The organism is Roseobacter insulae (assembly GCF_019375555.1).
Classification (GTDB): domain Bacteria; phylum Pseudomonadota; class Alphaproteobacteria; order Rhodobacterales; family Rhodobacteraceae; genus Roseobacter; species Roseobacter insulae.
The window spans coordinates 72,925-98,772 of record NZ_JAHXDN010000001.1 but is presented as its reverse complement, the minus strand read 5'-3'; the positions used below and the strand labels follow the sequence as shown (position 1 = coordinate 98,772).

Annotated in this window: 23 protein-coding genes; 8 read left to right on the top strand and 15 right to left on the bottom strand. The window is 61.0% G+C overall.

Annotated elements, in window-relative coordinates; translation table 11 throughout:
- Positions 1 to 34: 34 nt before the first annotated feature.
- From KX928_RS00445 to cobU, 3 genes are read right to left on the bottom strand one after another with little or no spacing between them, the layout of a single operon-like run.
- Complete coding sequence (locus KX928_RS00445; RefSeq protein WP_219497725.1) at positions 35 to 715, bottom strand: glutathione S-transferase; 681 nt, start codon at positions 713 to 715, stop codon at positions 35 to 37.
- 60 nt (positions 716 to 775) lie between these two features.
- Complete coding sequence (locus KX928_RS00440; protein WP_219497723.1) at positions 776 to 1,357, bottom strand: histidine phosphatase family protein; 582 nt, start codon at positions 1,355 to 1,357, stop codon at positions 776 to 778.
- Positions 1,354 to 1,875: a bifunctional adenosylcobinamide kinase/adenosylcobinamide-phosphate guanylyltransferase gene (gene cobU / locus KX928_RS00435; protein ID WP_219497722.1), complete on the bottom strand. Its 522-nt coding sequence runs from the start codon at positions 1,873 to 1,875 to the stop codon at positions 1,354 to 1,356. The genes KX928_RS00440 and cobU overlap by 4 nt, the downstream gene beginning before the upstream one ends.
- Positions 1,876 to 1,972: 97 nt before the next feature.
- On the opposite strand from cobU, the gene KX928_RS00430 reads away from it, so the two are divergent.
- The 6 genes from KX928_RS00430 (at position 1,973) to KX928_RS00405 (ending at position 8,570) form a co-directional block, all read left to right on the top strand.
- On the top strand, positions 1,973 to 2,851 hold the full coding sequence (locus KX928_RS00430) for an RNA polymerase factor sigma-32 (RefSeq protein WP_219497720.1): 879 nt from the start codon (positions 1,973 to 1,975) through the stop codon (positions 2,849 to 2,851).
- Positions 2,852 to 2,895: 44 nt separating this feature from the next.
- Complete coding sequence (locus KX928_RS00425) at positions 2,896 to 3,675, top strand: ChaN family lipoprotein (protein WP_257883460.1); 780 nt, start codon at positions 2,896 to 2,898, stop codon at positions 3,673 to 3,675.
- 72 nt (positions 3,676 to 3,747) lie between these two features.
- Complete coding sequence (gene coaBC / locus KX928_RS00420) at positions 3,748 to 4,944, top strand: bifunctional phosphopantothenoylcysteine decarboxylase/phosphopantothenate--cysteine ligase CoaBC (protein ID WP_219497718.1); 1,197 nt, start codon at positions 3,748 to 3,750, stop codon at positions 4,942 to 4,944.
- Between the two features lie 24 nt (positions 4,945 to 4,968).
- Positions 4,969 to 5,421, top strand: coding sequence for a dUTP diphosphatase (gene dut / locus KX928_RS00415; RefSeq protein WP_219497716.1), 453 nt, complete (start codon positions 4,969 to 4,971; stop codon positions 5,419 to 5,421).
- Positions 5,421 to 6,482 (top strand): HesA/MoeB/ThiF family protein, encoded by a 1,062-nt coding sequence (locus tag KX928_RS00410; RefSeq protein ID WP_219497714.1) that lies wholly within the window; start codon positions 5,421 to 5,423, stop codon positions 6,480 to 6,482. The genes dut and KX928_RS00410 overlap by 1 nt, the downstream gene beginning before the upstream one ends.
- Before the next feature lie 72 nt (positions 6,483 to 6,554).
- A complete protein-coding gene (locus KX928_RS00405) occupies positions 6,555 to 8,570 on the top strand; it encodes a M3 family metallopeptidase (RefSeq protein ID WP_219497713.1) in 2,016 nt (671 codons plus the stop codon).
- Position 8,571: 1 nt separating this feature from the next.
- Here the strand turns inward: KX928_RS00405 and KX928_RS00400 are convergent, their stop codons facing one another.
- From KX928_RS00400 to KX928_RS00370, 7 genes are all read right to left on the bottom strand, one after another.
- Positions 8,572 to 9,504 (bottom strand): 2-hydroxyacid dehydrogenase, encoded by a 933-nt coding sequence (locus tag KX928_RS00400; protein ID WP_219497710.1) that lies wholly within the window; start codon positions 9,502 to 9,504, stop codon positions 8,572 to 8,574.
- Between the two features lie 7 nt (positions 9,505 to 9,511).
- Complete coding sequence (rodA, locus tag KX928_RS00395; protein ID WP_219497709.1) at positions 9,512 to 10,651, bottom strand: rod shape-determining protein RodA; 1,140 nt, start codon at positions 10,649 to 10,651, stop codon at positions 9,512 to 9,514.
- The gene (mrdA, locus tag KX928_RS00390) at positions 10,648 to 12,591 is read right to left on the bottom strand and encodes a penicillin-binding protein 2 (RefSeq protein WP_219497707.1); all 1,944 of its coding nucleotides are present in this window, start codon (positions 12,589 to 12,591) and stop codon (positions 10,648 to 10,650) included. The genes rodA and mrdA overlap by 4 nt, the downstream gene beginning before the upstream one ends.
- Before the next feature lie 31 nt (positions 12,592 to 12,622).
- Positions 12,623 to 13,162 (bottom strand): rod shape-determining protein MreD, encoded by a 540-nt coding sequence (locus KX928_RS00385; protein ID WP_219497705.1) that lies wholly within the window; start codon positions 13,160 to 13,162, stop codon positions 12,623 to 12,625.
- Positions 13,159 to 14,061 (bottom strand): rod shape-determining protein MreC, encoded by a 903-nt coding sequence (gene mreC / locus KX928_RS00380; RefSeq protein WP_219497703.1) that lies wholly within the window; start codon positions 14,059 to 14,061, stop codon positions 13,159 to 13,161. Before mreC ends, KX928_RS00385 begins: the two co-directional genes overlap by 4 nt.
- Positions 14,062 to 14,135: 74 nt before the next feature.
- Entirely contained in the window at positions 14,136 to 15,176 is a 1,041-nt protein-coding gene (locus KX928_RS00375) for a rod shape-determining protein (protein WP_219497701.1), read from the bottom strand.
- 247 nt (positions 15,177 to 15,423) lie between these two features.
- A complete protein-coding gene (locus KX928_RS00370; protein WP_219497699.1) occupies positions 15,424 to 16,992 on the bottom strand; it encodes a 2-isopropylmalate synthase in 1,569 nt (522 codons plus the stop codon).
- Between the two features lie 275 nt (positions 16,993 to 17,267).
- Between KX928_RS00370 and KX928_RS00365 the strand changes: the two genes are divergently transcribed.
- Both KX928_RS00365 and KX928_RS00360 read left to right on the top strand, forming a co-directional pair.
- The gene (locus KX928_RS00365) at positions 17,268 to 17,933 is read left to right on the top strand and encodes an SDR family NAD(P)-dependent oxidoreductase (RefSeq protein ID WP_219497697.1); all 666 of its coding nucleotides are present in this window, start codon (positions 17,268 to 17,270) and stop codon (positions 17,931 to 17,933) included.
- Entirely contained in the window at positions 17,930 to 19,456 is a 1,527-nt protein-coding gene (locus KX928_RS00360) for a cryptochrome/photolyase family protein (RefSeq protein WP_219497695.1), read from the top strand. The genes KX928_RS00365 and KX928_RS00360 overlap by 4 nt, the downstream gene beginning before the upstream one ends.
- Before the next feature lie 332 nt (positions 19,457 to 19,788).
- Here the strand turns inward: KX928_RS00360 and KX928_RS00355 are convergent, their stop codons facing one another.
- From KX928_RS00355 to KX928_RS00335, 5 genes are all read right to left on the bottom strand, one after another.
- On the bottom strand, positions 19,789 to 21,366 hold the full coding sequence (locus KX928_RS00355; protein ID WP_219497693.1) for a putative bifunctional diguanylate cyclase/phosphodiesterase: 1,578 nt from the start codon (positions 21,364 to 21,366) through the stop codon (positions 19,789 to 19,791).
- Between the two features lie 384 nt (positions 21,367 to 21,750).
- Positions 21,751 to 22,461 (bottom strand): ThuA domain-containing protein, encoded by a 711-nt coding sequence (locus KX928_RS00350; RefSeq protein ID WP_219497690.1) that lies wholly within the window; start codon positions 22,459 to 22,461, stop codon positions 21,751 to 21,753.
- Positions 22,458 to 23,333, bottom strand: coding sequence for an NAD(P)-dependent oxidoreductase (locus tag KX928_RS00345; protein WP_219497688.1), 876 nt, complete (start codon positions 23,331 to 23,333; stop codon positions 22,458 to 22,460). Before KX928_RS00345 ends, KX928_RS00350 begins: the two co-directional genes overlap by 4 nt.
- Positions 23,330 to 24,850, bottom strand: a complete 1,521-nt coding sequence (locus KX928_RS00340; protein ID WP_219497686.1) for a sugar ABC transporter ATP-binding protein — start codon at positions 24,848 to 24,850, stop codon at positions 23,330 to 23,332. Before KX928_RS00340 ends, KX928_RS00345 begins: the two co-directional genes overlap by 4 nt.
- The gene (locus tag KX928_RS00335) at positions 24,847 to 25,848 is read right to left on the bottom strand and encodes an ABC transporter permease (RefSeq protein ID WP_219497684.1); all 1,002 of its coding nucleotides are present in this window, start codon (positions 25,846 to 25,848) and stop codon (positions 24,847 to 24,849) included. Before KX928_RS00335 ends, KX928_RS00340 begins: the two co-directional genes overlap by 4 nt.

The window sequence follows — 25,848 nt, the reverse complement described above, 5'->3', positions numbered from 1 at the left end:
TTGATGAAAGGTTAATGCCAGCGGCAGGCGATTGTCAGGCAGGCCAGTCCGTGACCGTTTCAGTCACGGGATAGGGAAAGGGATCGTAGGCTTCTTTCAGACCTTCCGCCCGCCACTGCCTGAATGCCGGATCATCGAGTACTGCGTCACAATAAGCGCGGGTGCCGTCGGACACCGGCAAATCATATCCGATGATCCGGGCGGCGACCGGAGCATAAAAGACGTCGGCCAGAGAATAGGCACCAAAGAGCCAGCCGTCGCCGGCACCCGATATCTGTCGCGCGTCGGTCCAGATCGTTTCGATGCGATCCAGATCGGCAAGCACATCCACTGAGGGCGCAAACCCTGTATCAACGTGCTGCAACTGCATGGGACAGGCTGCGCGCAAGGCTGAAAAGCCCGACGCCATTTCTGCGCACAACCATCTTGCACGGGCGCGCTGCGCCGGGTCTTTGGGCCAGAAGGCTTTCCCGGGGTGTCGTTCGGCCAGGGTTTCGGCCATCGCAAGGGATTCGCCCACAATCGTGCCATCAGGTGTCCTCAGGACGGGCACAAGGCGCGCAGGCGCGAGCGGCGCTAGGTCGGATGCCATGGTTCCACTGTAGAGCCCGACCAGATGTGTGCGGAAGGGAATGCCGAATTTCTCCATCATCAGCCAGCCCCGCAGGGACCAGCTGGAGAAAGAGCGATCGCCGATATAAAGGTCATATGTCATGCAAGCGACCCTAAGATAGAGCGGAGAGAACTGGCAAATGGTGATCTGTGCGCAGTGAGATCACGGAAGGTGATTGATCGGGCCCACTGTCGCCCCCGCCGGGGCCAGGGTGATCTGCGTAACCGACAGATTATCGATCTTTTGCCCGATTGCCTCCTGCGGCGTGATCCGCAAGGCGTGCTGCAGCTGGGTCAGGATGACGCCGATATGCGCCACGGCAATGATATGTTGCTTTGGGTGGGCAAGGCTGATCCGGTCAACAGCCGATGCCACGCGGGTCGCCGCCATGTTCCAGCTTTCACCGTCCGGTGGCCGAAAATCACCCGGGAATTCCCAGAACTTCCGGCTCAAATCGGGGTGCCGGTCGGCAACGTCGGCAAAATGCATGCCATCCCACGCCCCGAAATTCATCTCCCGTAGCTGCCGATCATGCGGCAGACGGAAGTGATTTGGCGAGGCGATGGCATCGGCGGTATGGGCTGCGCGTATCAGGTCGGAGGAAATCAGGACCGCGTCTTGCGGCAGATGCGCGCGCAGACGTTCTATCTGAGCGGTATCCGACAAATCGGCGGGAACATCGCGCCATCCGACAAAGGCCTTTTCGTGTGTCGGCCCGTGACGCACCCAATGCCACGTCGTCACGGCAGCTGTCCTTTTAGAACCATTGGAAGCCCGGCGATGACCATGACAACCACATCTGCCTGTGCGGCCAGAGCGATATTGAGCCTGCCCTGCGCTTCGCGGAAACCACGCGCCAGCGCATTATCCGGGACGATTCCGTGCCCCACTTCATTCGAGACAATCACACTGGGTGATTGTGTCGCCTGCAAGCCAGATAGAAGAGCGCTCTGGGCATCTGTCAGGTTGTTGTCATCAAGCAGGTGATTGCTGAGCCACATCGTTGCGCAGTCGATGAGAACCCCCTGGGTTGCGTCTGTCTGCATCAGCACCGGCGACAGGTCTAAATCTGCCTCAAAATTAAGCCACCGGTCACATCTGCGCGATCTGTGCAGCTCTACGCGCATTTTTATTTCGTCGTCGAACACCCGTGAAGTTGCAACGTAAACGGGAGCTAAACGACTGCTTAACAAATAGTTTTCGGCCCAGACTGACTTGCCGGAGGCCGCGCCACCTAGCACGAAGGTCAATTTTGGCAACATTTTATAAACCTTTGCGGTGAACCAATCACGTGTATCGTGCGTATCTATATCAATTGTACACGGCAAGGTGTGCTTCATCTGACTGGGAGATGTCGCTATGGCTTTGGACTCGGCAAGAGATATGACACTGTCGCGGAAAGCGATGAAAGCGGAGCTTTTGGACGCTGAAACGGAACTGCGACTTGCATATGCCTGGCGCGACGAACGGTGTGAAAAATCTCTTCATCGGTTGATCACGGCTTACATGCGGCTTGCTATTTCAATGGCTTCTAAGTTCAAGCGCTACGGTGCGCCGATGAACGATCTCATCCAGGAAGCCGGTCTTGGGTTGATGAAAGCCGCGGACAAATTCGACCCCGATCGTGGCGTGCGGTTTTCCACTTATGCCGTCTGGTGGATCAAGGCCTCCATCCAGGACTACGTGATGCGCAACTGGTCGATGGTGCGCACCGGGTCGACATCCTCTCAGAAGTCCCTGTTCTTCAACATGCGCCGGGTTCAGGCACGGCTGGAACGCGAAAGTGCCGCGGCAGGAGAGGTGCTGGACCGTCATCAACTGCGCCAGATGATCTCATCCGAGATCGGTGTCCCGCTCCATGATGTCGAGATGATGGAAGGGCGTCTTTCGGGGTCTGATTATTCGCTGAACGCCACGCAGTCGACCGAAGACGAGGGCCGCGAGTGGATTGATGCGCTGGAAGATGACAGCGCACAGGCAGCGGAGACGGTCGAGCACAAACACGATACCGAACAGCTGCGGGCGTGGTTGTTGCAGGCGATGAACAACCTCAATGACCGCGAGCGGTTCATCGTGCGGGAGCGTAAACTGCGGGATCAGCCCCGGACACTGGAAAGCCTCGGACAGGAGCTGTCGCTGAGCAAGGAGCGCGTGCGGCAGCTCGAAGCGGCCGCGTTCGGCAAGATGCGCAAGTCGCTTGAAACGCAATCTCGTGAAGTGCATCACTTCCTGATGTGAACATCCGCATTATCATCACGATTTTGCACTTCGGAGCGGTCGCATTGGCCGCTCCTTATGTTGTTGCCGAAACGCCGGATGTACGCCCTGTTCCCGAAGCTGCGGCGCAGGCGGATGTTGTCTTCATCGGCGAACAACACGATAACCCGTGGCATCACGAGGTTCAGGCCGCATGGGTTCAGACCCTTCGACCCGCGGCCTTGGTGTTTGAGATGCTGACGCCCGAACAGGCGCACGCCGTCACGGCCGATAACCGAACGGATATCACGACGCTGCGCAGTGTGCTCGACTGGGATCAATCCGGCTGGCCGGATTTCGCGATGTACTATCCGATTTTCTCGGCTGCTCCGTCAGCCGCCATCTACGGTGCGGGTGTCCCCCGGGATCAGGTGCGCGACATGATGGGCATGCCCCTGTCCGAGGCATTCGGAGTAGAGCAGGCCAGCCTCTTTGGTCTGGACAGGCCTTTGCCGGAGGATCAGCGGCAACTGCGCGAAAACATTCAGCGCGTAGCGCATTGTAATGCCTTGCCAGAAGACCTGCTGCCCAAGATGGTCGCGATTCAGCGCTTGCGGGATGCCGTTTTGGCGCGTGCCGCGCGCACCGCCCTTGCGGAAACCGGCGGTCCGGTTGTGGTGATCACCGGCAACGGCCATGCGCGTATGGATTGGGGGGCACCGCATGCCTTGGCACAGGCGTCGCCGGACATCGCCGTTTTTGCGCTGGGGCAGGGAGAAGCAGGCGCCGACCCCGACGGCGTCTTTGATGCCACGCAAGACGGTCCTGCGGTTGATCGCGGCGATCCCTGCGACGCTTTCAACTGAACGGCGGGGGCTGGTGGTTGCCGGGCGGGCGGCTTATGGTCAGGGAAAGTTCCACCCGGACAAGGGCGCATCATGCTGACCGGAAAACATATTTTGCTGATTGTCGGAGGCGGGATCGCCGCGTTCAAGTCACTGGATCTGATCCGCAGGCTGCGTGAACGCGGTGCGACTGTCACGCCCGTTCTGACAAAAGCAGGCGAGGCCTTCGTGACGCCGCTGTCGGTCTCGGCGCTGGCGGGTCGCAAGGTGTACCGCGATCTGTTTGATCTGACGGACGAAGCCGAAATGGGCCATATCCAACTCAGCCGTGTGGCCGATCTCGTGGTGGTGGCACCCGCGACAGCGGACTTGATGGCTAAGATGGCCAGCGGCTTGGCGAACGATCTGGCCAGCACATTGCTTCTGGCGACGGACACGCCCGTACTGATTGCGCCCGCAATGAACGTTCGCATGTGGCAACATCCGGCGACACAACGCAATCTGGTAGCATTGCAAGAGGATGGCGTTGCACGGGTTGGTCCCAACGATGGCGATATGGCCTGCGGCGAATTCGGTCCGGGACGCATGGCGGAGCCGCTGGAAATCGTCGCGGCGATCGAGGCCAAGCTGGCGGACGGCCCTCTTGCCGGCAAACGCGTGCTGGTCACCTCCGGTCCCACCCACGAACCGATAGACCCCGTGCGATACATCGCCAACAGATCGTCGGGGGCACAGGGAACGGCAATTGCACGCGCCTTGTCTGCGCTTGGGGCGGATGTTGTTTTTGTGACCGGCCCCGCTGATGTCCCTCCTCCGGAGGGGGTCAGTATTGTCAAAGTGCAGACGGCGGAGGAGATGCTCAATGCGGTTACCGCCGCTTTGCCGGTTGATGCCGGTGTGTTTGCGGCCGCCGTGGCAGATTGGCGGGTCGCTGGCGCCAGCGATCGCAAACTCAAGAAATCCAAGGACGGATTGCCCGATCTGGCGTTTGCTGAGAATCCTGACATTCTGAAAAATGTCTCGAACCTCAGGAAGAACCGCCCCGAACTCGTGATCGGATTCGCAGCGGAGACCAATGACGTTGTCGAGAACGCAACCGCGAAGTGGAAAAGAAAAGGGTGCGACTGGATTGTGGCCAATGACGTGTCAGCAGCCTCCGGTGTGATGGGCGGGTCTGACAATACGGTGGTGGTGATTGATGCGAGTGGCGCAGAGACATGGCCCACGATGCCCAAGGAACAGGTTGCGCGGCGTCTCGCGGATCGTATCGCGCAAGCGCTGAAAAACTGATCGTATCGGGCGGAGGAGGATGCTTTGGTTCGGATCAAGATAACCTGGGTCGATGGCGCGGACCGTGGCGTTCCCTTGCCCGCTTATGAGACGGAAGGTGCGGCAGGCGCGGACGTACGGGCAAATCTGCCCGATGGCCCGGTCGTCTTACACCCGGGAGAGCGCGGATTGATCCCGACAGGGCTGCAAATGGAAATCCCGGCGGGATATGAAATACAGGTCCGCCCACGCTCAGGCCTCGCGCTTAAACACGGTGTCATGCTGGTCAACAGCCCCGGTACGATCGACAGCGACTACCGGGGCCCGGTTGGCGTCCTCATGATGAATGCGGGGCGGGTTCCTCTTGAAGTGACCCATGGCATGCGCATCGCTCAGCTGGTGGTTGCCCCGGTCGTTCAGGGACAGTTTGAGACCGCCCAGACTTTGAGTGAAACGTCCCGCGGCGCGGGTGGCTTCGGATCCACAGGGCGGCACTGATGCTGGTGATCATCATCATGGCAGGGGCACTTTGGGGCATCGGGTCGCTTATGGGTGCACCGCGCGCCACGCGTCTGTCGATGCTGGCGGTTCTGTATGTTGGTGTCCTGATCATCCAGTTCACCTTGCCAGCGGACAGCGCTTTGCGGCTGGCCACAGGGGGAAGCCCTGCGCCGTGGCTGATCCTCGGTGGTTTTGCCATCATCGTACTGGGGTACCGTCGCGGATTGAATGCCTTGCGCGCCCGTGCGGATCAGACTCAGGCCCCCGGGACATCGGCGGGACCCGCGCCAACTTTCAGCGACACGGAACTCAACCGCTATGCGCGCCACATTGTGCTGCGGGAGATCGGCGGCCCGGGGCAGAAAAAACTCAAGAACGCCCGGGTTCTGGTGGTTGGTGCCGGCGGGCTGGGTGCGCCCGCATTGCAGTACCTGACCGCTGCCGGTGTTGGCACCATCGGAGTGATCGACGATGACACGGTGGAGAATGTAAATCTGCAGCGGCAGGTCATCCACAAGGATGCAGCGATAGGAATGCCGAAAGTCTTCTCGGCCCAATCGGAAATGGAGGCGCAGAACCCACATGTGGTCGTGCGGCCCTATCACCGCCGCCTGTCCGCAGACATCGCCGCTGACCTGCTGTCCGAATATGATCTGGTGCTCGACGGGACAGACAATTTCGACACACGTTATCTGGTGAACAGAACGGCGGTGGCGCAGGGCATTCCATTAATTTCGGGGGCGTTGAGCCAATGGGAAGGTCAGCTGAGCGTTTTTGACCCTGCAAACGGCGCACCCTGCTACCAATGTATCTTTCCGCAAGCGCCCGCGCCTGAGCTGGCGCCGTCCTGTGCCGAGGCAGGCGTTCTGGGGCCGCTGCCCGGTGTCGTGGGAGCAATGATGGCTGCCGAGGCAATCAAGCTCATTACCGGGGCGGGAACGCCGCTGCGCGGTCAGATGGTGATCTATGATGCACTCTACGGCGACAGCCGCACGATCTCTGTGCAGCGCCGCGATGCGTGCGCAACCTGCGGCGCCACGCAGGCCAAAGCAGGCTAACTTTCGGAAAATGCGCGGGATGGTTGTGCAATGGCGGGGCGCACCCTAGCTTGTGTCTCAAAGGAGATATTAATGACAAACCCATTGCTGCAAGACTGGAACACGCCCTTTCAGATCGCACCATTTGACCGGATTTCCGACGATGATTTTGCGCCCGCGCTCGAAGAAGCTCTTGCGCAACACGCGGCGGAAATTGAGGTGATTGCCTCCTCAGACACACCTGCGAGCTTTGCCAATACCATCGAAGCATTGGAAGCGGCTGGCAAGGCGCTGGACAAGGTTTTGGGTGTGTTTTTCACCGTGGCAGGCGCGGACAGCAACCCGGTGCGCGAAGACCTGCAAAGACAGTTCTCACCAAAGCTTGCGGCACATTTCTCGGAAATCTCAAGCAACAAGGCGTTGTTTGCCCGCGTGGCGGACATTTGGCAAAAGCGCGAGACACTCGACCTCACATCTGAGCAGGCGCGCGTGCTGATGTTGACCCATCGCGGGTTTATCCGCGCCGGGGCGGCCCTGACCGGCGCGGAAGACGCCCGAATGAAAGAGATCAAGGGGCGGCTTGCGGTGCTAGGCACCACCTTCACCCAGAACCTGCTGACGGATGAGCGGGAGTGGTACATGCCGTTGCAAGAGGGCGATCTGAGCGGCTTGCCGGATTTTGTCGTGGCCAGTGCCAAATCGGCCGGAGAGGAAAAACAGGCAGGTGGCCCCGTGGTCACGCTGTCCCGGTCGCTGATCGTACCGTTCCTGCAGTTTTCTGACCGGCGCGACCTGCGTGAAAAGGCTTTCAAGGCGTGGGTGGCGCGGGGTGCGAACGGCGGTGAGACCGACAACCGCGCGATTGCTGCCGAAACCCTGAGCCTGCGCGAAGAACGGGCGCGGCTGTTGGGATATGAGAGTTTTGCGGCTTACAAACTGGAAACCGAAATGGCCAAAACGCCGGATGCAGTGCGCGACCTGCTGATGGCAGTTTGGGAACCTGCGCGCGCCCGGGCCGAAGCCGACGCCCAAATCCTGACCGGGATGATGCAGGAAGATGGCGTAAACGGTCCGCTCGCTCCGTGGGATTGGCGCTATTATTCTGAAAAGCGCCGCGTGGCAGAACATGATTTGGACGAGGCCACGCTGAAACCCTATTTCCAGCTTGATCGCATGATCGATGCGGCGTTTTCCTGTGCAACCCGGTTGTTTGGGCTGCAGTTCACCCCGCTTGATGTGCCGTTGTATCATCCGGACTGCCGGGCATGGGAAGTAACACGGCAGGGCCGGCACGTTGCGGTCTTTATCGGGGATTACTTTGCCCGCGGGTCGAAGCGGTCCGGTGCATGGTGCTCGGCAATGCGGGCACAGGCCAAGTTTCCCGAAGCGCAAGCGCCCATTGTGATGAACGTGTGCAATTTCGCCAAGAGCGACCCGGCGCTGTTGTCGTATGATGATGCGCGCACATTGTTTCACGAATTTGGCCACGCACTGCATCAGATGTTGTCGGATGTCACCTACGAAAGCGTCTCGGGCACCTCGGTGGCGCGCGATTTTGTCGAACTGCCGAGCCAGCTTTACGAGCATTGGCTCGATGTGCCGCAGGTGCTGGCCGAATTTGCGACGCATGCACAGACCGGCGAGGCGATGCCCAAGGAGATGCTCGACAAGGTATTGGCAGCCGCAACCTACGACATGGGCTTTCAAACAGTGGAATACGTGGCATCCGCACTTGTTGACCTCGCGTTCCACGACGGTCCTGCGCCGCATGACCCGATGGCCCGGCAGCAGGAGGTTCTGGAGTCACTGGGGATGCCTGCCGCGATTACGATGCGCCACGCGACACCGCATTTCGCGCATGTCTTTGCCGGTGACGGATATTCCAGCGGATACTACAGCTACATGTGGTCTGAGGTCATGGATGCAGACGCCTTTGCCGCCTTTGAAGAGGCCGACGGAGCCTTTGACCCCGACCGGGCGGCGGCGCTGGAAAAGCATATCCTGTCAACAGGTGGCAGTCGGGACGCCGCCGAGTTGTACATGGCGTTCCGGGGTCGGCTGCCGGGTGTCGAAGCCCTGTTGAAGGGGCGGGGCCTCGCGGCCGCATGACCTAGTATCCGCGGCTGCGGTCCACGAGGAGCAGAAACGGCTCGCCCGCTTCGCCGCGTCGAATGTTTTCAGCAATGACCCGGGACGCGGTGATCGGGCGCGTTTCGGCAGCAACATGCGGCGTGACGGTTACACCCGGATGCGCCCAGAAGGGGTGATCCTGCGGTAAGGGTTCTATGCGGAATACATCGAGCGTGGCGTGCGCGATGTGTCCGCTGTCCAGTGCTGCCAGAAGCGCCGCGTCGTCAATCAGGGGGCCGCGCCCGGGGTTGATGATAAATGCACCTTTGGGCAGGTGCGCAAGCGTTTCAGCGTTCAGGGTATTCTCCGTCGCGGCGGTATCGGGCAGCAGAAGAATTACGATGGCGGCTTCCGACAAGGCGGTTTTCAAGCCGTCTGGGCCGTGGTGCAGCGTGACCCCTTCCACGGATTTTGCGCGGCGGCTCCAGCCGCTTACAGAGAATCCGAGGCCTCTCAAACTACCGGCGACCGATGTGCCGAGCGCTCCCATCCCCAGAATGCAGACATTGCGCTCTGCCGCGAGGGGGGGTGTATGCGGCTCCCACAGGTGATCGGGATTCACGATGTGGCGGTCAAATCCAAGGTGGTATCGCATCACATGTCCCACCACCCATTCGGTCATGGATTGCGTCATGCCGGGATCGACCATGCGTGCCAACGGGATTTTGAGGGTGCGATTGTCCACCACGGCTTCCACGCCGGCCCACAGGTTCAACACCGCCTTGGCGCGCGCATAGGGCGCGAAATCCTGAAGCGGCGCGTTCGGGGCGTAGATGATGTAATCCACCATGTCCGGCGCCATATCGGGGGAGAGGTGAGCATTTATGCCAGCCTCGGTGAATGCTGCCTGCAACGGTGTTTGGTAGGTGTCCCACCGATCCGGATGTGCCGCGAAAAGGACGTTTACGGTCATGCTTTTACTACCTGAGGCGATGCACATGTGCGCTTTGCATCAATCCGAACGCCAGCATCAGAACCAGCATCGCGGAACCGCCGTAGCTGACCAGCGGCAGGGGCACACCAACCACGGGAGCCATGCCCATGACCATCGACATGTTCACGGCGAAAAACAGAAAGAAATTAAGTGCGATGCCAAGGATCAGAAGCGACGAAAACCGGTCCTTGTTCATCAGGGCGGACCAGACGCAAAATATGATGATCAAGGCGTAGAGCCCAAGCAGCGAGAAGCCCCCAAGGAACCCGAACTCCTCCGCCAGCGTCGTGAAGATGAAATCAGTGTGTTTTTCAGGGAGGAAGTTCAACCGACTTTGCGTGCCCTGCATGAACCCGCGTCCGGTCCAGCCGCCCGATCCAAGCGCGATTTTTGATTGCGTGATGTGATACCCCGCGCCAAGTGGGTCGGAACTGGGATCCAGAAACGTGTCGATCCGGCGGAACTGGTAATCCTTGATCAACTGCCACGGCGTCCCGCGCGACTGGAAAACGGCGGTCACCAACCCGATGGCACTGGCGATTACGGCGGCGAAATACGCCCAGTGAACACCGGCCAGAAACATCAGGCCACCACCCGCGGCCAGCAGCAGGATCGAGGTGCCGAGGTCAGGCTGACGCAGCACCAGAAACGTCGGAATGATGATGACAATTACCGGCAAAATCACCCAGAAGGGGTGTGATGTGCGTTTGGCAGGCAGCCAGTCGTAATAGGCGGCGAGAAACATCACCAGCGTGATCTTCATCAACTCGGAAGGCTGCAGGCGCATGAACCCAAGGTCGATCCAGCGCTGCGCGCCCATACCGACGGTGCCGAAGAGTTCGACCGCGACAAGCAGCGCGATGGTCATCAGATAGGCAATACCGGCGAGGCTGCGCCAGAACCAGATCGGCACCATAGCCACGCCCAACATCAGGAAAAAGCCCATCACGAACCGTTTTATCTGAGGCTCCGCCCAGGGGCTGAAAGAGCCACCCGCCACGGAGTACAGCATCAGGAACCCGGCCCCGGAAACAGAGGCAAGCAGTATTGCCACCGGCCAGTTCAGATAGAAGATCTTGCGATAGCCGGTTGGCGCGGACTTTACGGCATACTCTAAATAACTCATGCCTGATCCCGCCCGACGAAAGAGGCCTGCGGTTGCATGTCGCGCAGCTTCTCCTGCTGCGCGTCAATACGCTCCCGGTCTTTTGCAGGGTAAGCGTCGAGCGGGGGGATGCCGCCGTAAAGCGCTTGCAGCATGATATCACGTGCGATGGGTGCTGCGGCCTTGGACCCGCCGCCGCCATGTTCAACAACCACGGCTGCCGCGTATTTGGGGGCTTCGATGGGCCCGAAGCTGACGAACAGGGCATGGTCGCGCCGTTCCCACGGCAGATCCTCGTTGCGGATCACACCCGCACGCCGTTCCGCGGCGGTGATGTTACGCACCTGACTTGTCCCGGTTTTCCCGGCCATGCGCATGGTATCTTCAATAATGCGCGACCCATAGGCTGTGCCGCGCCTGTCATTTACCACCGCATTCATGGCGCGGCGCATTTTGCGCAGGTTGTTCTCGTTCATGCCGAGGTCTTCACCGCCGCGCCCGGGCGTCTCGACACCGTCGATGGATTTGATCAGGCGTGGTTCAACCGACCGTCCGGTGGCAAGCCGGGCGGTCATCACGGCGAGTTGCATCGGTGAGGCCAGCATAAAGCCCTGTCCGATAGAGACGTTTACAGTGTCGCCCACACGCCAGTCCTGCCCGTAGTTGGTGGCCTTCCAGTCCATCGTCGGAGCGATCCCCTGCGCCACGGCAGACATCGGAACATCGTGCCTGACGCCCAGCCCGAAACGCTTGGCCATGGCAGAAATCTTCTCGATCCCGATCTTGATTGCAAGGTCGTAGTAATAAACGTCGCACGAGCGCTTGAGCGAAGTCTGCAGGTCGACCCACCCGTGGCCTGCCCGTTTCCAGCAGTGAAACCGGCGACCGGAGACCGTGAGATGGCCCGGGCAGTAAACCGTTTCGTCCGGTCCGATCAATCCGGCCTCAAGCGCTGCCATTGCCGTCATCATCTTGAAGGTCGACCCGGGAGGATACAGCCCCTGAACGGTCTTGCTCGCCAGCGGACGGTATTTGTTTTCCGTCAGCGATTTGTAATCCTTCACCGAAATTCCGCGCACAAAGAGATTGGGGTCAAAGGTTGGCGCCGAGGCGCAGGCGACGAGATCTCCGGTATCGCAGTCGATCACCACTGCACTTGCGCTTTCCTCGCTCAGCCGTGCCTGCACATATCCCTGCAGCTTGGCGTCAATGGTCAGTTGCAGGTCTGACCCGGGCGTCCCCTCGCGCCGGTCAATCTCGCGCATGACGCGGCCCGCGGCGTTGACCTCAACGCGTTTTGCGCCCGCCCTGCCACGCAGCATCGGTTCCAGCTTGGTTTCAACACCGACCTTGCCGATCTGAAAACGCGGAATGCGCAGAACCGGTTCCGGGTCGTCAATTTTCTCCAGATCATAGTCGGAGACCGGGCCGACATACCCCAATACATGCGCAAAATCAGACCCCTGCGGATAGACGCGGCTAAGTCCGACTTCGGGTGTCACACCCGGCAGCGCCGGTGCATTGACAGAAACCCGGCTGATGTCATCCCAGCTGACATCCTCGGCGATTGTCACCGGCAGAAATGACGGGGACCGTTTCAGTTCCAGCTTGGTGCGCTCAAGCGTTTCAGCGTCCAGCGCGATGATCCTCGACAGCTTTTCCAGCACTGCATCGGTGTCGCCCGCGTCTTCGCGTACGATGACAATCCGGTAGGACGGTGCGTTTTGCGCAAGCCTGATACCGTTGCGGTCGAAAACTTCACCGCGCGAGGGCGGGATGAGGCGTACGTTGATCCGGTTTTCCTCGGCCAGAAGCCGGAACTGATCGGCCTGATCGACCTGCAGGAACCGCATGCGCGCCGCGAGTCCGCCGATGAACAGCAACTGCGCCCCGCCCAGCAACGCGGCCCGTCGGGAAATGCGGCGATGACTGAAATCCGTCTCGGCGCGTGTCTTTTTCATCTGCCGGCCTCCGCAGCCGTTTCAGCAAAGCTCATATCCGGCCTCCCGATCCATCGAGATCACCCGGTGTTGCCTTGCGCACGCGCATCAGGCCATGGGTCACGGCAACAACCAGCGGATAAAACAGCATTGTCATGATCGTCTCGAACAGGGTCAAGCCAAAGGCGGGCAATTCGACAAGCGTGATCATCAATCCGGCGCGGTACAGGACAGCCACGCCCGCCACCACGATACACACGCTCAACCATTCACTGGCAAACCCGGTGTCCCTCAGACCCCTTGCGCGTTTCTTCAGGCGTTCGCACCCCAGCAGGGCAAGCAGTGCCCATAGACCCGGCGGGCGCTGTAAAAGAAGATCGGCCAGCAGGAACAGTCCCGCCAGCGCCGCGACTGGCACGTATTCCGGTCGGCGGATGGACCACGCGCAGGCAAATGCCAGAAGCAGGTCTGGCCCAACCCAACGCCGGGGCGTGGTTTCCAAGGGCAACAAGTGAAAGAAAAGGATGACGCAGACCAGAAGTGCAAACGTCGCCCGCATGGTCCACAAACGCGTCTGGGCAAGCTCGCTCACTGGCTGACCTCCTCCTGGGCAATCAGGGGGGCTGCCGGCAATTGCGGTCCGATGATCCGCGCCGTATCCGACACCGGGTCGGTGCCGTGATGGCGCAGGACGCGCAGGAATTCGAGGCGCTGATAGTCGGCCGCCAGACGCACGCGCAGCTTGCCGCTGGGATCTGCGGCGACTTGCCCGATCAGCAGACCGGCGGGGAACACACCGCCATCGCCGGAGCTGATCACGCGGTGACCGGGACGCACCAGATCGCTGTCTTCAAGAAAGTCGATAGGCGGGGCTGATGTATTGTCACCGGACACAATAACCCTTTGGCCCGATGGCTGTATAATGCCCGGTATGCGGCTTGAGGCATCCGTCAGCAGGATCACCCGGGCGGTGTTTTGCGCGACGCCGGAAATACGCCCGACGACGCCGATACCATCCATCGTGGCCCATCCGTCGACAACCCCGTCCCGGGCACCGACATTCAGCAAGACAGATTGCCGAAAGGGCGATCCGCTGTCGGCCAGCACAACCCCGGTGATATAGGTGAGCCGCGGATCAAGCCGGACCTTGTTCAGATCCAGCAGCCGGGCGTTTTCCTGCTCCAGTTGCAAAGCGGCCTCTTTCCACGCCTGCATCCGCCGCAGTTCAGAGCGCAGTTCGCTGTTCTGCTCGGCCAGGCGCTGGTAGCTTTGAAAATCCTGCAGCAGATTGACGACGCCTGTGACCGGCGCCATGGCCCATTCCAGATTGGGCACGAACCGATCCGTGACCTGCGCCCGGAACCGCTCCACCCTCGGGCTGTCAATGCGCCAGACCAGAAAGACCCCGAGCAGACTGAGGACCAGAACGCTCAGCAGCAACCGGCGGACAGGGCCGGTAAACTCGCTGCTATTCGATCGGTCCTTGGCCATTTCTTGGCGTCTCCTGCCCCCGTGTCAGGCAGGGCAGACCTGCCACTGAGAAGGGGTGGTTTATTCTTACGCAATCAGCTGTCGTAGTCGATGGCGTGGCGCAGTTGTTTTTCGTACTCCAGCGCCTTGCCGGTGCCCAGAGCAACGCAATTGAGCGATTCATCCGCGATGGACACCGCCAGCCCCGTCTGTTCACGCAAGGCCAGATCGAGATCGCCCAACAAGGCACCGCCGCCGGTCAGCATGACACCCCGGTCGACGATATCCGCCGCGAGATCAGGAGGGGTCGTTTCAAGCGCTGTCATCACCGCTTCGCAGATTTGCTGAACCGGTTCTGCCAGGGCTTCCGCAATTTGCGCCTGGGTGACTTCGATTTCCTTTGGCACGCCGTTGAGCAGATCGCGCCCGCGGATTTGCATCGATGTGCCCCGGCCATCGTCGGGCATGCGCGCAGTCCCGATGGAGGTTTTGATCCGTTCTGCCGTGGTCTCGCCCACAAGCAGGTTCTGCTGGCGACGCAGATAGCTGATGATGGCTTCGTCCATGCGGTCTCCACCCACGCGAACAGACCGCGCATAAACGATGTCACCAAGGCTCAGCACCGCGACTTCGGTTGTCCCGCCGCCGATATCAACCACCATATTGCCCGTGGGGTCGGTAATCGGCATGCCCGCGCCGATGGCCGCCGCGATGGGCTCGGCGATCAGGCCGGCGCGGCGCGCGCCCGCGCTGAGAACCGACTGGCGAATAGCGCGCTTTTCGACCGGTGTAGCGCCATGTGGCACGCAGACAATGATCTTCGGCTTGGAAAAGGTCGAGCGTTTGTGCACTTTGCGGATGAAGTGTTTTATCATCTCTTCGGCGGTGTCAAAATCAGCGATGACCCCTTCACGCATGGGGCGGATCGCCTCGATGCTGCCGGGGGTCCGGCCCAGCATCAGCTTGGCGTCTTCACCCACGGCAAGCACCTTCTTGACACCATCCTTGACGTGATACGCGACCACCGAAGGCTCCGACAGGATCACGCCCCGGCCCTTCACGTAGACCAACGTATTGGCCGTCCCGAGGTCGATGGCCATATCAGATGAAAATAGCCCGCGAATTTTATCAAACATTGCCGCTTAACCTTGCTCGAATTTCTCTTGGCCCGCGACTCCTGCGAGGCGGGCTTTTGACCCCTTATAGGCATAGGCGAGTTAAGGTGAAAGAGGCGTTAACAATGATGTGGGCAGCATGTTGCTTTTGCGTTCCGGTCGTGTCTACGCCCGCGGTTAAGTCTTGCGGGGCCGATCGGCGGAGCATCGGTCGGAAGGCATCCCCCGAGCAGCGGGGGGATGCGTCGCCCGAAGCTATCGGATTACATCAACTGACGTCCTTGTAGCTGATCTCTGGCTTGTCCTTGCCGCCTTTTTCCCGGCGCACAAGCAGGCGGTTCAGCGCATGGATATAGGCCAGCGCGGAGGCAACAACCGTATCGGTACTGGCTGATTGGCCGGTCACGATGCGCCCGTCCTCCTCCATGCGCACAGACACTGTCGCCTGTGCGTCAGTGCCTTCGGTCACCGCATGCACCTGATAGAGCTGCAGGCGCGCGGTATGCGGCACCAGTGCCTTGATCGCGTTGAAAGAGGCGTCAACCGGTCCGTCCCCGGTTTGAGTCGTGGCTTTCTCCACACCATCCACTTCCATCACGAGGTCGGCCTGCTGCGGTCCGTCCGTGCCGCACACCACCTTGAGAGATTTCAGCTTTAACCGGTCGTTTTCCGGATCGGAGGAGGTGCGCATCAGGGCAATCAGGTCATCGTCGTAGATTTCCTTCTTGCGATCCGCCAGCTCCTTGAACCGCACGAAAACATCCTTGAGCTGGTTGTCGCCCAGCTCGAACCCGAGGTCTTCCAGTTTGGAACGCAACGCGGCCCGGCCCGAGTGTTTGCCCATCACCAGGTTGGTCTCGGACAGGCCCACGTCCTCGGGGCGCATGATCTCGAAGGTCTCGGCGTTCTTGAGCATCCCGTCCTGATGGATACCGCTCTCATGCGCAAAGGCGTTCTTGCCGACAATGGCCTTGTTGAACTGCACCGGGAAGCCGGACACGGTCGCGACGCGGCGCGAGATGTTCATGATCTTGGTGCTGTCGATGCGGGTCTGGTACGGCATGATGTCATTGCGCACCTTCAGGGCCATCACGACCTCTTCGAGGGCCGTGTTACCGGCACGTTCGCCCAAGCCATTGATCGTGCATTCGATTTGCCGCGCACCGGCCTCGACGGCAGCGAGGCTGTTGGCCGTGGCCATCCCCAGATCGTTGTGGCAGTGCGTCGCGAAGACGATCTCATCCGCGCCGGGAACACGCCGCAACAGCATCGCGATCAGCTCGGCGGATTCGCGCGGGGCGGTATAGCCAACGGTATCGGGAATGTTGATCGTCGTGGCCCCGGCCTTGATTGCGATTTCGACAACGCGGCAAAGGTAATCCTCCTCGGTACGGGTCGCGTCCATCGGCGACCACTGCACATTGTCACACAGATTGCGCGCATGGGTCACGGTTTCGTGGATACGCTCGGCCATCTGGTCCATGTCCAGGTTCGGGATCGCGCGGTGCAGCGGCGAGGTGCCGATAAACGTGTGGATACGCGGGCGCTTGGCGTGTTTCACCGCTTCCCAGCAGCGATCAATGTCGCCGAACTGCGCCCGGGCCAACCCGCAGATCACCGAATTCTGCGTTTGCCTGGCAATCTCGGAAACGGCGGCGAAGTCACCCTCGGAGGCAATCGGGAAACCGGCTTCGATGATGTCGACGCCCATTTCGTCCAGAAGTCCTGCAATTTCCAGCTTTTCGGCATGTGTCATGGTCGCACCGGGCGATTGCTCGCCGTCCCGCAACGTGGTGTCAAAAATCAGGACACGGTCCTGTTTGGCTTTATCTGTCATGTCTGGTTCTTTCAATTTTCTGCTGTTTTCATGGCGCGCTGCACATCCCTCTGAGCGGGCGCGCCGACAGGCACGCTCAGAGGCGGGTTAGCAGCAGCAGAGCGGCGGCAGGGCGCAAAGAGTAGCGCGGGCAGGTGGGTATATGAAAAACCGGTGCCATGCGCCTGTTTATACCCGCCCCGGCGGAAATGGGAAGGTGGTTTTTTGAGACAAACACGGCGCGCGAAGGGCTTTTGAACCTTGAAGCGATGTTTCGCTCAGCTAGATCGCTGGGGATGAAAAGAGTTTTGATAATAGGGGCTTCCGGCGGTCTGGGTGCAGCAGCGGCAAAGGCATGTCGTGCGCGCGGTGAAACGGTGGTGGCGCTGTCGCGTTCGGCCGATGGGTTCGAGATCACCGAAGAAACCGCGGTGGCAAAGCATCTGGAAGGAACGGAGGGAAGTTTCGATCTGGTGCTCGTCGCCACCGGCGCGCTCGAGATCGACGGAGCAGCCCCGGAGAAATCCATCCGGTCGGTAACTGCCGCGGCGATGATGGACCAGTTTGCCGTCAATGCGTTGGGGCCTGCCCTGGTTCTGCGCCATGCTGCCGACCTGTTGCCGCGCGACAGGCGCGCGGTCTTTGCCGTTCTGTCCGCCCGCGTGGGATCGATCGGCGACAACAGGATAGGCGGATGGGTCAGCTATCGCAGCGCCAAGGCCGCGGTGAACCAGATCGTGCACACGGCCTCCATCGAACTCAGCCGGACGCATCCGCAATCGATCTGCGTGGCGCTGCACCCCGGCACGGTGGCCACGCCCTTCACCGAGAAATACCTGGGTCGGCATCCATCTGTGCCGCCCGAAGAAGCGGCGCAGAATTTGTTGAATGTTATAGAGGGGTTGGCACCGGATGACACCGGCCAGTTCTTCGACTGGGCGGGCAAGGCGGTGCCGTGGTGAGCCGCCTTGTGCCGGTGCTTGGCGATCAGCTCAGCCGCGGGGTGAGCGCGTTGCGCGAGGCGGATCCTGAGACGGATATCGTGGTGATGGCGGAGGTCACGGAAGAGACCGGATACGTGCAGCATCATCCCAAGAAAATCGCGCTGGTCCTTGCCGCGATGCGCAAGTTCGCGGCGACCCTTGCCGATGATGGCTGGGACGTGCGCTACACGCGGTTGGACGATACCGGGAATGCCGGGTCCATCGTTGGGGAACTCTTGCGCCGCGCCGAGGAGACAGGGGCATCCGAGGTGCTTGTGACCGAGCCCGGCGAATGGCGGTTGATCAGCAAGCTCAAGCATGCCCCGATCAAGACGCGCATTCTGCCCGACGCGCGATTTATCGCGTCACATCAGGAGTTTGAGGGCTGGGCCGAAGGGCGTAAACAGCTGCGGATGGAGTATTTCTACCGCGAGATGCGGCGCAAGACCGGCCTGTTGATGGACGGTGACGACCCGGTGGAGGGGCGGTGGAATTTCGACCACGAGAACCGCAAACCGGCACCGGATGACGTGGACTTCAACGGCCCGATGCACTTCACCCCCGACGAGACTGTGGAAGAGGTGCTGGACCTTGTGGAGGCACGTTTTGGCGAACACTTCGGCAGGCTGCGCCCGTTCTGGTTCGCGACCTCGGAAGGCGAGGCGCGGCGGGCGTTAAGTCACTTTATTTCCAAAGCTTTACCGAAGTTCGGGGATTTCCAGGACGCGATGCTGGCGGAGAACAGGTTTCTCTACCACGCGGTGATCTCGGCCTATATCAACATCGGTCTGCTGGACCCGCGCGAGGTCTGCGAGAAGGTGGCGGCGGCCTATGCCGCGGGCGAGGTGCCGATCAACGCTGCCGAGGGGTTCATCCGTCAGATCATCGGGTGGCGCGAATACATGCGCGGCATCTATTTCCTCGAAGGGCCGGACTATACCGACCGGAATGTGCTGGCCCACGACCGCGATCTGCCCGGCCTTTTCTGGGGTGGCGAAACGCATATGCGGTGCCTGTCAAAAGCGGTGGAACAGACCCGCGATGAGGCCTATGCGCACCATATTCAACGCCTTATGATCACAGGGAATTTCGCGCTTCTGGCCGGGATCGACCCGGCGCAGGTTCACCGCTGGTATCTGGCCGTCTACATGGATGCTTTCGAGTGGGTCGAAGCGCCCAATACGGTGGGCATGAGCCAGTTCGCCGACGGCGGGATCATTGCCTCCAAACCCTACGTCTCCAGCGGCGCCTACATCAACCGCATGTCGGATTACTGCAAGGGCTGTGCGTATGCGGTCAGCCGGAAAACAGGCGAGGGGGCCTGCCCGTTCAACCTGCTCTACTGGCACTTTCTCGACCGCCACCGGGACCGGTTCGAAAACAATGCGCGCATGGGCAACATGTACCGGACATGGGACCGGATGGATGCGGAAAAGCGCGAGACGGTGCTGAGCGAAGCGGAGGCCTTCCTGGAGCGGCTTGCAGCCGGTGAGACCATCTGACCCCCCGCGCCCGGCGCAACGCCCGGTGGGGGGTGGCCACGCAAACCCGCGACCCGCCGGTTAACGCCCGCAAAACAAGGCCATTGGGCGTTGCACCACCCGTGCACGAACCGTACACCAGTTGTGCACCGGCTGTGCGCTGCGGGGCAGGTTAACGCAGCGCCCGGCTGGCTTTGATACCAAAAGGTAAACGTCGTCCTTGCGGCGCAAAACCGCCCGCCGCCGCGCCGGTGCCAAGGGCCGCGCCTGCAAGGGAATGACACCACCTGCCGGGGTGTCTGGGGAGGGCGCCAGCCCGTGGCACGCGTGCCCCCGCAACATGCGACCCGGCGCTAGCCCGCGTCGCGAAGGTCTTTGGGAGGCTCGATGCCCCGGTCCAGCGGATCGACATGCCGGTCGATCCACTTCGATTCCAGCAGCCAGGAAATTTGTTTGGCAGGGACCGCTTTTTCGAACAGGAACCCCTGGCCCAATGAGCAATCGAGCGATTGAAGATAACTGAGATCATCAGACGATTCGATGCCTTCGGCGGTGACATCAAGCTCAAGCCCGCTCGCCAGCGCCATAATGCCTGAAACGATTTTCTGATTTTGCGGTTCCGCCGCGATGTTGGTGACGAAGCTCCGGTCAATCTTGATCCGGTCAAAGGGCAGTTGCCGCAGGCTCGCCAGGCTGGAATAGCCGGTGCCGAAATCATCAAGCGCCACCGCCACACCGATGTTCTTCAACGCATCCAGCTTTGCCCGCGCCACCTCAAAATCATTGATGACGGAGCTTTCCGTAACCTCGATGGTCAGCCGTCTTGCGTCAAAGTCGCACTCGCTGACGATCTCCTTGATTTGATCCACGAGTTGCGGATCGTGGAACTGGTAAGGGGAGACGTTGAACGAAATGGTGAGTTTCGGGTCCCAGTGGCTGGCTGCCAAACACGCCTGCCGCAAGATGCTCAGACCAAGATTGCCGATCTGGCCGCTATCCTCCGCAATGGTGATGAAGGTACTGGGCGGAATCTGACCGTGCGATTTATGATTCCAGCGCGCCAGCACCTCAAAACCGGTCAGCGTGTTCGATTCAATCTGGATGATCGGTTGAAACCATGGCTCGATGTCGCAGTTGAGAATGGCTTCGCGAAGGTCGGATTCTATTTCCGCCCGCGCATGCGACTGCCGGTCCAGCTCCGCATCATACCAGGCGAATTGACCGCGGCCTTCTTTCTTTGCCGTGTATAGTGCCTTGTCTGCCCGGCGCACCGCTTCGGCACAGGGCGTCGCGGTGTTCCATTTCACTAGCCCGATGCTGCTGCTGATGAAAATCCGGCATTCCTCGAACTCGACGGCCTCTTCCATCCTGTGCAGGATACGCCGGGATATACGTTCTGCCTGATTGGTGTCGATGGTGCCTTCATAGATGATTGCAAATTCATCCCCCCCGAGACGCGCCAGGATACCGTCGGAACCGACCTCGTCGCTGAGCCTTTGCGCAACCGTCTGAAGGGTCGCATCGCCTGCCGCATGACCATAAAGGTCATTTACGGGTTTGAACCTGTCGAGATCGACCATAGCAATGACCCGGTCCTTCGGCCTGGAGGCTGGGTCTGAGATTTTCTCAAGCGCCGATGTGAAGGCGCGACGGTTCATCAGCCCGGTGAGCGGGTCGTGGCGTGCATTTTTTTCCGCGCGCTGCCGCTGCATCTCGCGTTCTGCCGTGAGTTTTTTTAACCTGCGCCATTGAAACAGGATTGAAAAGATCAGGGCGATCGTCAGGTTGCCGATAAGCAAGACAAGCTCGTCCAGATCCCAGTCTTCATGCGCGCGGCTGTAGGCGTAAAACCGTTCGAATAGCTCCATCTCGGCCAGTATGGGCCACGTAATGATTGCAGACAGAAAGAAAGCAATCGGTATGGCAAACACCCTGGCAAAATGCCTGAACGAAACTGATGAAACTGGTCTCATACCTGAACTCGTCGTAAACTGAAATATCCGGCGCAAGCTGCAATAAACCCGTCTTCATTTCATGAATGAGCGGCGCAAAATCTGTTTAGAAATTTAGTGAGTGGCCGTGTCGGGGAACGGGGCAAGATCGCCTGACAGACACGCGCAGGAGTGCGTGACCGGGGCAGCGGGCGGGGGGCATTGGAAACCGGACCGTCCGCCTTGGGATCGCAGGGAGGTGTCACGCGGCACCCGGCACCAGCCCGCGGGTCATGCCCCATAAGCCGGCGGCGATCTTTGCGGCCCACGGCGGGCCGCCCCGGAGGCGGTGCAGAAAGCGGCGGCAAAGTCAGCCTGACCGCTTTAGCGGGCCTTGCCCTCGGCCGCCCAGACGGCGCCGCGGTGGATGATTTCGGTCACCTGCGGGACCTTCAAATCGTCCAGTTCGTGACCGATGGAGCAGTAAAAGACGCGGCCCCTGTCCCAGCGGCGTTTCCAGATGACCGGGATCACAGTACCCTCGATCCACCACAGGTGGTCGCCTGAAAACGTGGTGGTGGCCAGCACCTCGTTCGAGGGATCGACCAGCATGTAATACTGCTCCGTCGTCAGCCGAAAGCTCCTGATCCCTTCAACGATCGGGTCGTCCGGTTTGCAGATCGTCACGTCATAATCGATGTAATCCTCGCGCGGCTGCAGATTGTCGGGCCAGCCCGGCGGATGGGCGACGAACTGGCCGCCGATCAGGAAATGATAGGTCGGGCGGTCGCGGAACGCATCGCCCATGTGACCGTGCCATCCCGCAAGGCCACAGCCGTTGCCGACAAGGTGCAGCAAGCCGTCTTCCTGCGGCTTAGTCATATTGCCGTATTTGTCCTTGTGGCCGGACCGGGCGGAGGACCAGATCGGCGTGATCAGGTCCAGATCAGCAAGGGCGGCCGGATCCTCCAGCGGTTCCAGCGTGTCGTAGACATCGACCTCGAACCCGTTGTCGCGCAGCAGCGCTTCGTACCAGTCGCTGAATTGTGTGGGGGCGTGACCCTGCCAGCCGCCGACGAACAATGCTGCCTTCATTCGGTGTTTCCTCGCATGTAGTTGAAGATGGCGGCCATGTCGCGGGCTTCGAAACCCTGCGCTTCGGCGGCCTTCAGAACCTGGTAGGTGGTTTCGGTCTGCGGCAGCGGCACGCCTGTACGCCGGGCCAGATCAAGCGCCAGCCCCACATCCTTGCGGGCGAGGGCGACGGTGAAGGTCACCTCGTGGCGGGCCTCATCGAGGTAGATCGGACGCCGGAACTTCAGCATCGGTGCGGCGGCGGCGGAATTTTCGATCACGTCAAAGGCGCGGTCGGTGGCGATGCCCGCCTTCTCGGCCAGACACAGCGCCTCGGAGACCGTCTGGTTCATACCGTGGATCAGCATATTGACCGCCAGTTTCATCGTCGCGCCGGCGCCGACCTGACCCAGCCAGATGGTCTTGCGCCCCATCGCGTCAAAGAGCGGCGCAAGCTGCGGGGCAAGATCGCTGTCCGCCCCGGCCATGATCAGCAGGGTGGCCTGCTCGGCGGCATTGGTGGCGCCGGAGACGGGGGCATCGACAAACCGCTTGCCCGCCGCCGCTGCCGCCTGCGCAATCTGCGTGACCAGCGCCGGGCTCATCGTGCCCATTTCGACCAGAAGGCGGGCACCGGGGGCAGCGATGAGCCCGCCCTCACCGAAATAGACCGACCGGGCGGCCGCATCATCCGCGAGCATGGTGATCACGACATCCGATTGGCCGGACAGCACCGCCGGCGTGTCCGCGATACGCCCGCCAGCCGCCTGAACGAAGGCCTGCGCGGGCCCGCTGCTGCGGTTCCAGACCGTCACATCGTGGCCCGCTCGCGCGCAATTGGCCGCCATCCGGCGACCCATGCGCCCCAGCCCCGCAAAGCCCGCGCGCCTCATGCCACCTGCGCCCCGCCGTTGTCGGCAAGCCCCGAGATCGCCCGCACGAGGCTGTCCTCGGTCACGTCCTCGGAGGTGAACTCGCGGGTGATCCGCCCCTGGAAGAGAGCGTAAATCCGGTCTGCCACATGCAGCACCTCGGGCATTTCCGAGGAGATCACGATTACCGCGTAGCCCTGCGCTGCGAGGTCGCGGATCAGGTTGTGGATTTCGGATTTGCTGCCCACGTCGATGCCGCGGGTCGGTTCATCGACGATCAGCACATTGGGGTGCATGCTGAGCCACTTGCCGATCACGATCTTCTGCTGGTTGCCGCCCGAGAGGTTGCCGACAAGCTGCTTCCAGCCCGGCGTGCGGATATCCAGCCGGTCGCGATACTGGTCAAAGATCGCCACCTCCGCGCCTTCGGCGACGAAAGGCCCGGCTTTGAGATCGTCGACCTGCGGCAGGGTCATATTGTCCCGGCAGTTCATGCCCAGCACGAGGCCCTGGCCCTTGCGGTCTTCGGGCACCAGTGAGATGCCGCGTTCGATCGCGTCGGTAGGGGAGGTTATGCGCAGCGCCTGACCATCAAGCAGGATCTGCCCGGCAGAGGGGTCGCGCAACCCAAACAGGGTTTCCGCGATTTCGGTGCGCCCCGCCCCGACAAGCCCGTAGAAACCCACCACCTCGCCGCGCCGGATTTTGAAACTGACATCCTTGTAGAGGTGGCCGCAGCTGAGGTTGCGCACCTCAAGGGCCACGTCGCCCAATTCGTGGTGCGCGACGTTGCGCGACAGGTCGAGCTTGCGCCCGATCATCATCTGGGTCACCGCCTCCTCGTTGGTATCGGCGGTGATCGCGGTGCCGGTATGCTGGCCGTCGCGCAGCACGCTGACCCGGTCGGTGATGCGGAAGATCTCTTCCATCCGGTGCGAGATGTAGATGATGCCCACGTTGCGCGCCTTGAGGTCGGCGATGACCTCAAACAGCACATCCTTTTCGGCATCGGTCAGCGAGGCGGTGGGTTCATCGAAGATCACCGCCTTGGCATCAACCGTGAGGGCGCGGGCAATCTCGACCATCTGCTTGTTGGCAATCGACAGATCGCCCACGAGGGTCTGCGGGGTGAACCCGACCTTCAGCCGGTCGAGAATTCTTTCGGTATCCGCATAGAGCCTGTCCCAGTCGACGCGTCCGAAGGATTTGCGTGGCAACTCGCCCAGATAGACATTCTCGGCAACCGACAGCTCGTCTGCAAGGCTGAGTTCCTGGTGGATGAAGACAACCCCCTTGGCCTTGGCCTCCAGCGGGGAGGCCATGACGGTGGGGGCCTCCTCGATCAGGATCTGGCCCGCATCGGGCTGGTAGATACCGCCGAGAACCTTCATCAGGGTGGATTTTCCGGCACCGTTTTCGCCCATCAGGGCGTGGACCTCGCCGGGCATGACGGAAAAGGACACGCCATCGAGCGCGCGCACGCCGGGGAAGGTCTTGACGATCCCTTCGAGACGCAGGGCGGGGGTTTGCCCGGTCATATCTTCAACTCCTCTGCGCCTTTGCGGTTCAGTTGCCGGTCAAGGTAGAGCACGGCGATCAGGATGAGCCCGATCACGAGGTTCACGGTCGAGGTATCCGCGCCGATATGGCCCAGACCCTTGCGCAGCAGCTGGATCGCCAGCACGCCGCCGAAGGTCGAGATCACCGAACCCGCGCCGCCGGTCAGCTTGGTGCCGCCGAGCACCACGGCGGTGATGATCCAGAGCTCGTAAAGTTCGCCGTCGTTGGGGTTGACCGAGCCGCTTTCGGAATAGAAGACCACGGCGGAGAGGGCGGCCAGAAAGCCGATGATCATGAAGTTGATCATCATGTGCGGCCCGACCCGGATGCCGGCATTCACGGCCGCTTCGCGGTTGTCGCCGATGGCATAGGCGTTGCGGCCGTGAATGGTGCGGGTCATCAGGAACCAGATCACCAGGGTCACGGCCAGCAGGAACCATGTGGCGGTGTGCAGGCCCAGGAACTGCGTCTCGGCGAAATCCACCAGTGTCCAGTTCAGGTGGCTGGTGGGTTGTTCGCCGTTGTACATGAAGACCAGCCCGCGGTAGCCCAGCATGGACCCCAGCGTCACGATGAAGGCATCCACCCCGGTCTTCCAGACAATCAGCCCGTTGATCGCCCCCAGCAAGACGCCTGTCAGCAGCGCCAGCGCCCAGGACACCGGGATCACCCAGTCGCCCAGCCCGGCAAAGATCGGCCATGTCAGGCTGTCGAGCAGGACAATGGCGCAGAGCGCGAAGGTGGCTCCGACGCTGAGGTCGATATTGCCGTTGATCATGATGATGGTCATGCCCATCGCGATGATCCCGATGGGGGCGGACTGTTTGAACAGCCGCAGCATGTTGTCGAGGTCCATGAACGCCTTGTCGCTGAGGGACAGGAATGCGCCCGCGACGCTGAAGAAGATCAGCTCGAACAGGATGAAGCCCCAGATCGCGCCGCGTTTGAGAAAAGTGCTCAGTGTGCCAGCCTGCAT

Excerpts from the sequence above, each read along its gene's own strand:
- KX928_RS00445 (WP_219497725.1), bottom strand. The coding sequence starts at position 715 with ATGACATATGACCTTTATATCGGCGATCGCTCTTTCTCCAGCTGGTCC.
- cobU (WP_219497722.1), bottom strand. The coding sequence starts at position 1,875 with ATGTTGCCAAAATTGACCTTCGTGCTAGGTGGCGCGGCCTCCGGCAAG.
- KX928_RS00430 (WP_219497720.1), top strand. The coding sequence starts at position 1,973 with ATGGCTTTGGACTCGGCAAGAGATATGACACTGTCGCGGAAAGCGATG.
- coaBC (WP_219497718.1), top strand. The coding sequence starts at position 3,748 with ATGCTGACCGGAAAACATATTTTGCTGATTGTCGGAGGCGGGATCGCC.
- KX928_RS00410 (WP_219497714.1), top strand. The coding sequence starts at position 5,421 with ATGCTGGTGATCATCATCATGGCAGGGGCACTTTGGGGCATCGGGTCG.
- KX928_RS00405 (WP_219497713.1), top strand. The coding sequence starts at position 6,555 with ATGACAAACCCATTGCTGCAAGACTGGAACACGCCCTTTCAGATCGCA.
- KX928_RS00400 (WP_219497710.1), bottom strand. The coding sequence starts at position 9,504 with ATGACCGTAAACGTCCTTTTCGCGGCACATCCGGATCGGTGGGACACC.
- rodA (WP_219497709.1), bottom strand. The coding sequence starts at position 10,651 with ATGAGTTATTTAGAGTATGCCGTAAAGTCCGCGCCAACCGGCTATCGC.
- mrdA (WP_219497707.1), bottom strand. The coding sequence starts at position 12,591 with ATGAAAAAGACACGCGCCGAGACGGATTTCAGTCATCGCCGCATTTCC.
- mreC (WP_219497703.1), bottom strand. The coding sequence starts at position 14,061 with ATGGCCAAGGACCGATCGAATAGCAGCGAGTTTACCGGCCCTGTCCGC.
- KX928_RS00375 (WP_219497701.1), bottom strand. The coding sequence starts at position 15,176 with ATGTTTGATAAAATTCGCGGGCTATTTTCATCTGATATGGCCATCGAC.
- KX928_RS00370 (WP_219497699.1), bottom strand. The coding sequence starts at position 16,992 with ATGACAGATAAAGCCAAACAGGACCGTGTCCTGATTTTTGACACCACG.
- KX928_RS00365 (WP_219497697.1), top strand. The coding sequence starts at position 17,268 with ATGAAAAGAGTTTTGATAATAGGGGCTTCCGGCGGTCTGGGTGCAGCA.
- KX928_RS00350 (WP_219497690.1), bottom strand. The coding sequence starts at position 22,461 with ATGAAGGCAGCATTGTTCGTCGGCGGCTGGCAGGGTCACGCCCCCACA.
- KX928_RS00345 (WP_219497688.1), bottom strand. The coding sequence starts at position 23,333 with ATGAGGCGCGCGGGCTTTGCGGGGCTGGGGCGCATGGGTCGCCGGATG.
- KX928_RS00340 (WP_219497686.1), bottom strand. The coding sequence starts at position 24,850 with ATGACCGGGCAAACCCCCGCCCTGCGTCTCGAAGGGATCGTCAAGACC.
- KX928_RS00335 (WP_219497684.1), bottom strand. The coding sequence starts at position 25,848 with ATGCAGGCTGGCACACTGAGCACTTTTCTCAAACGCGGCGCGATCTGG.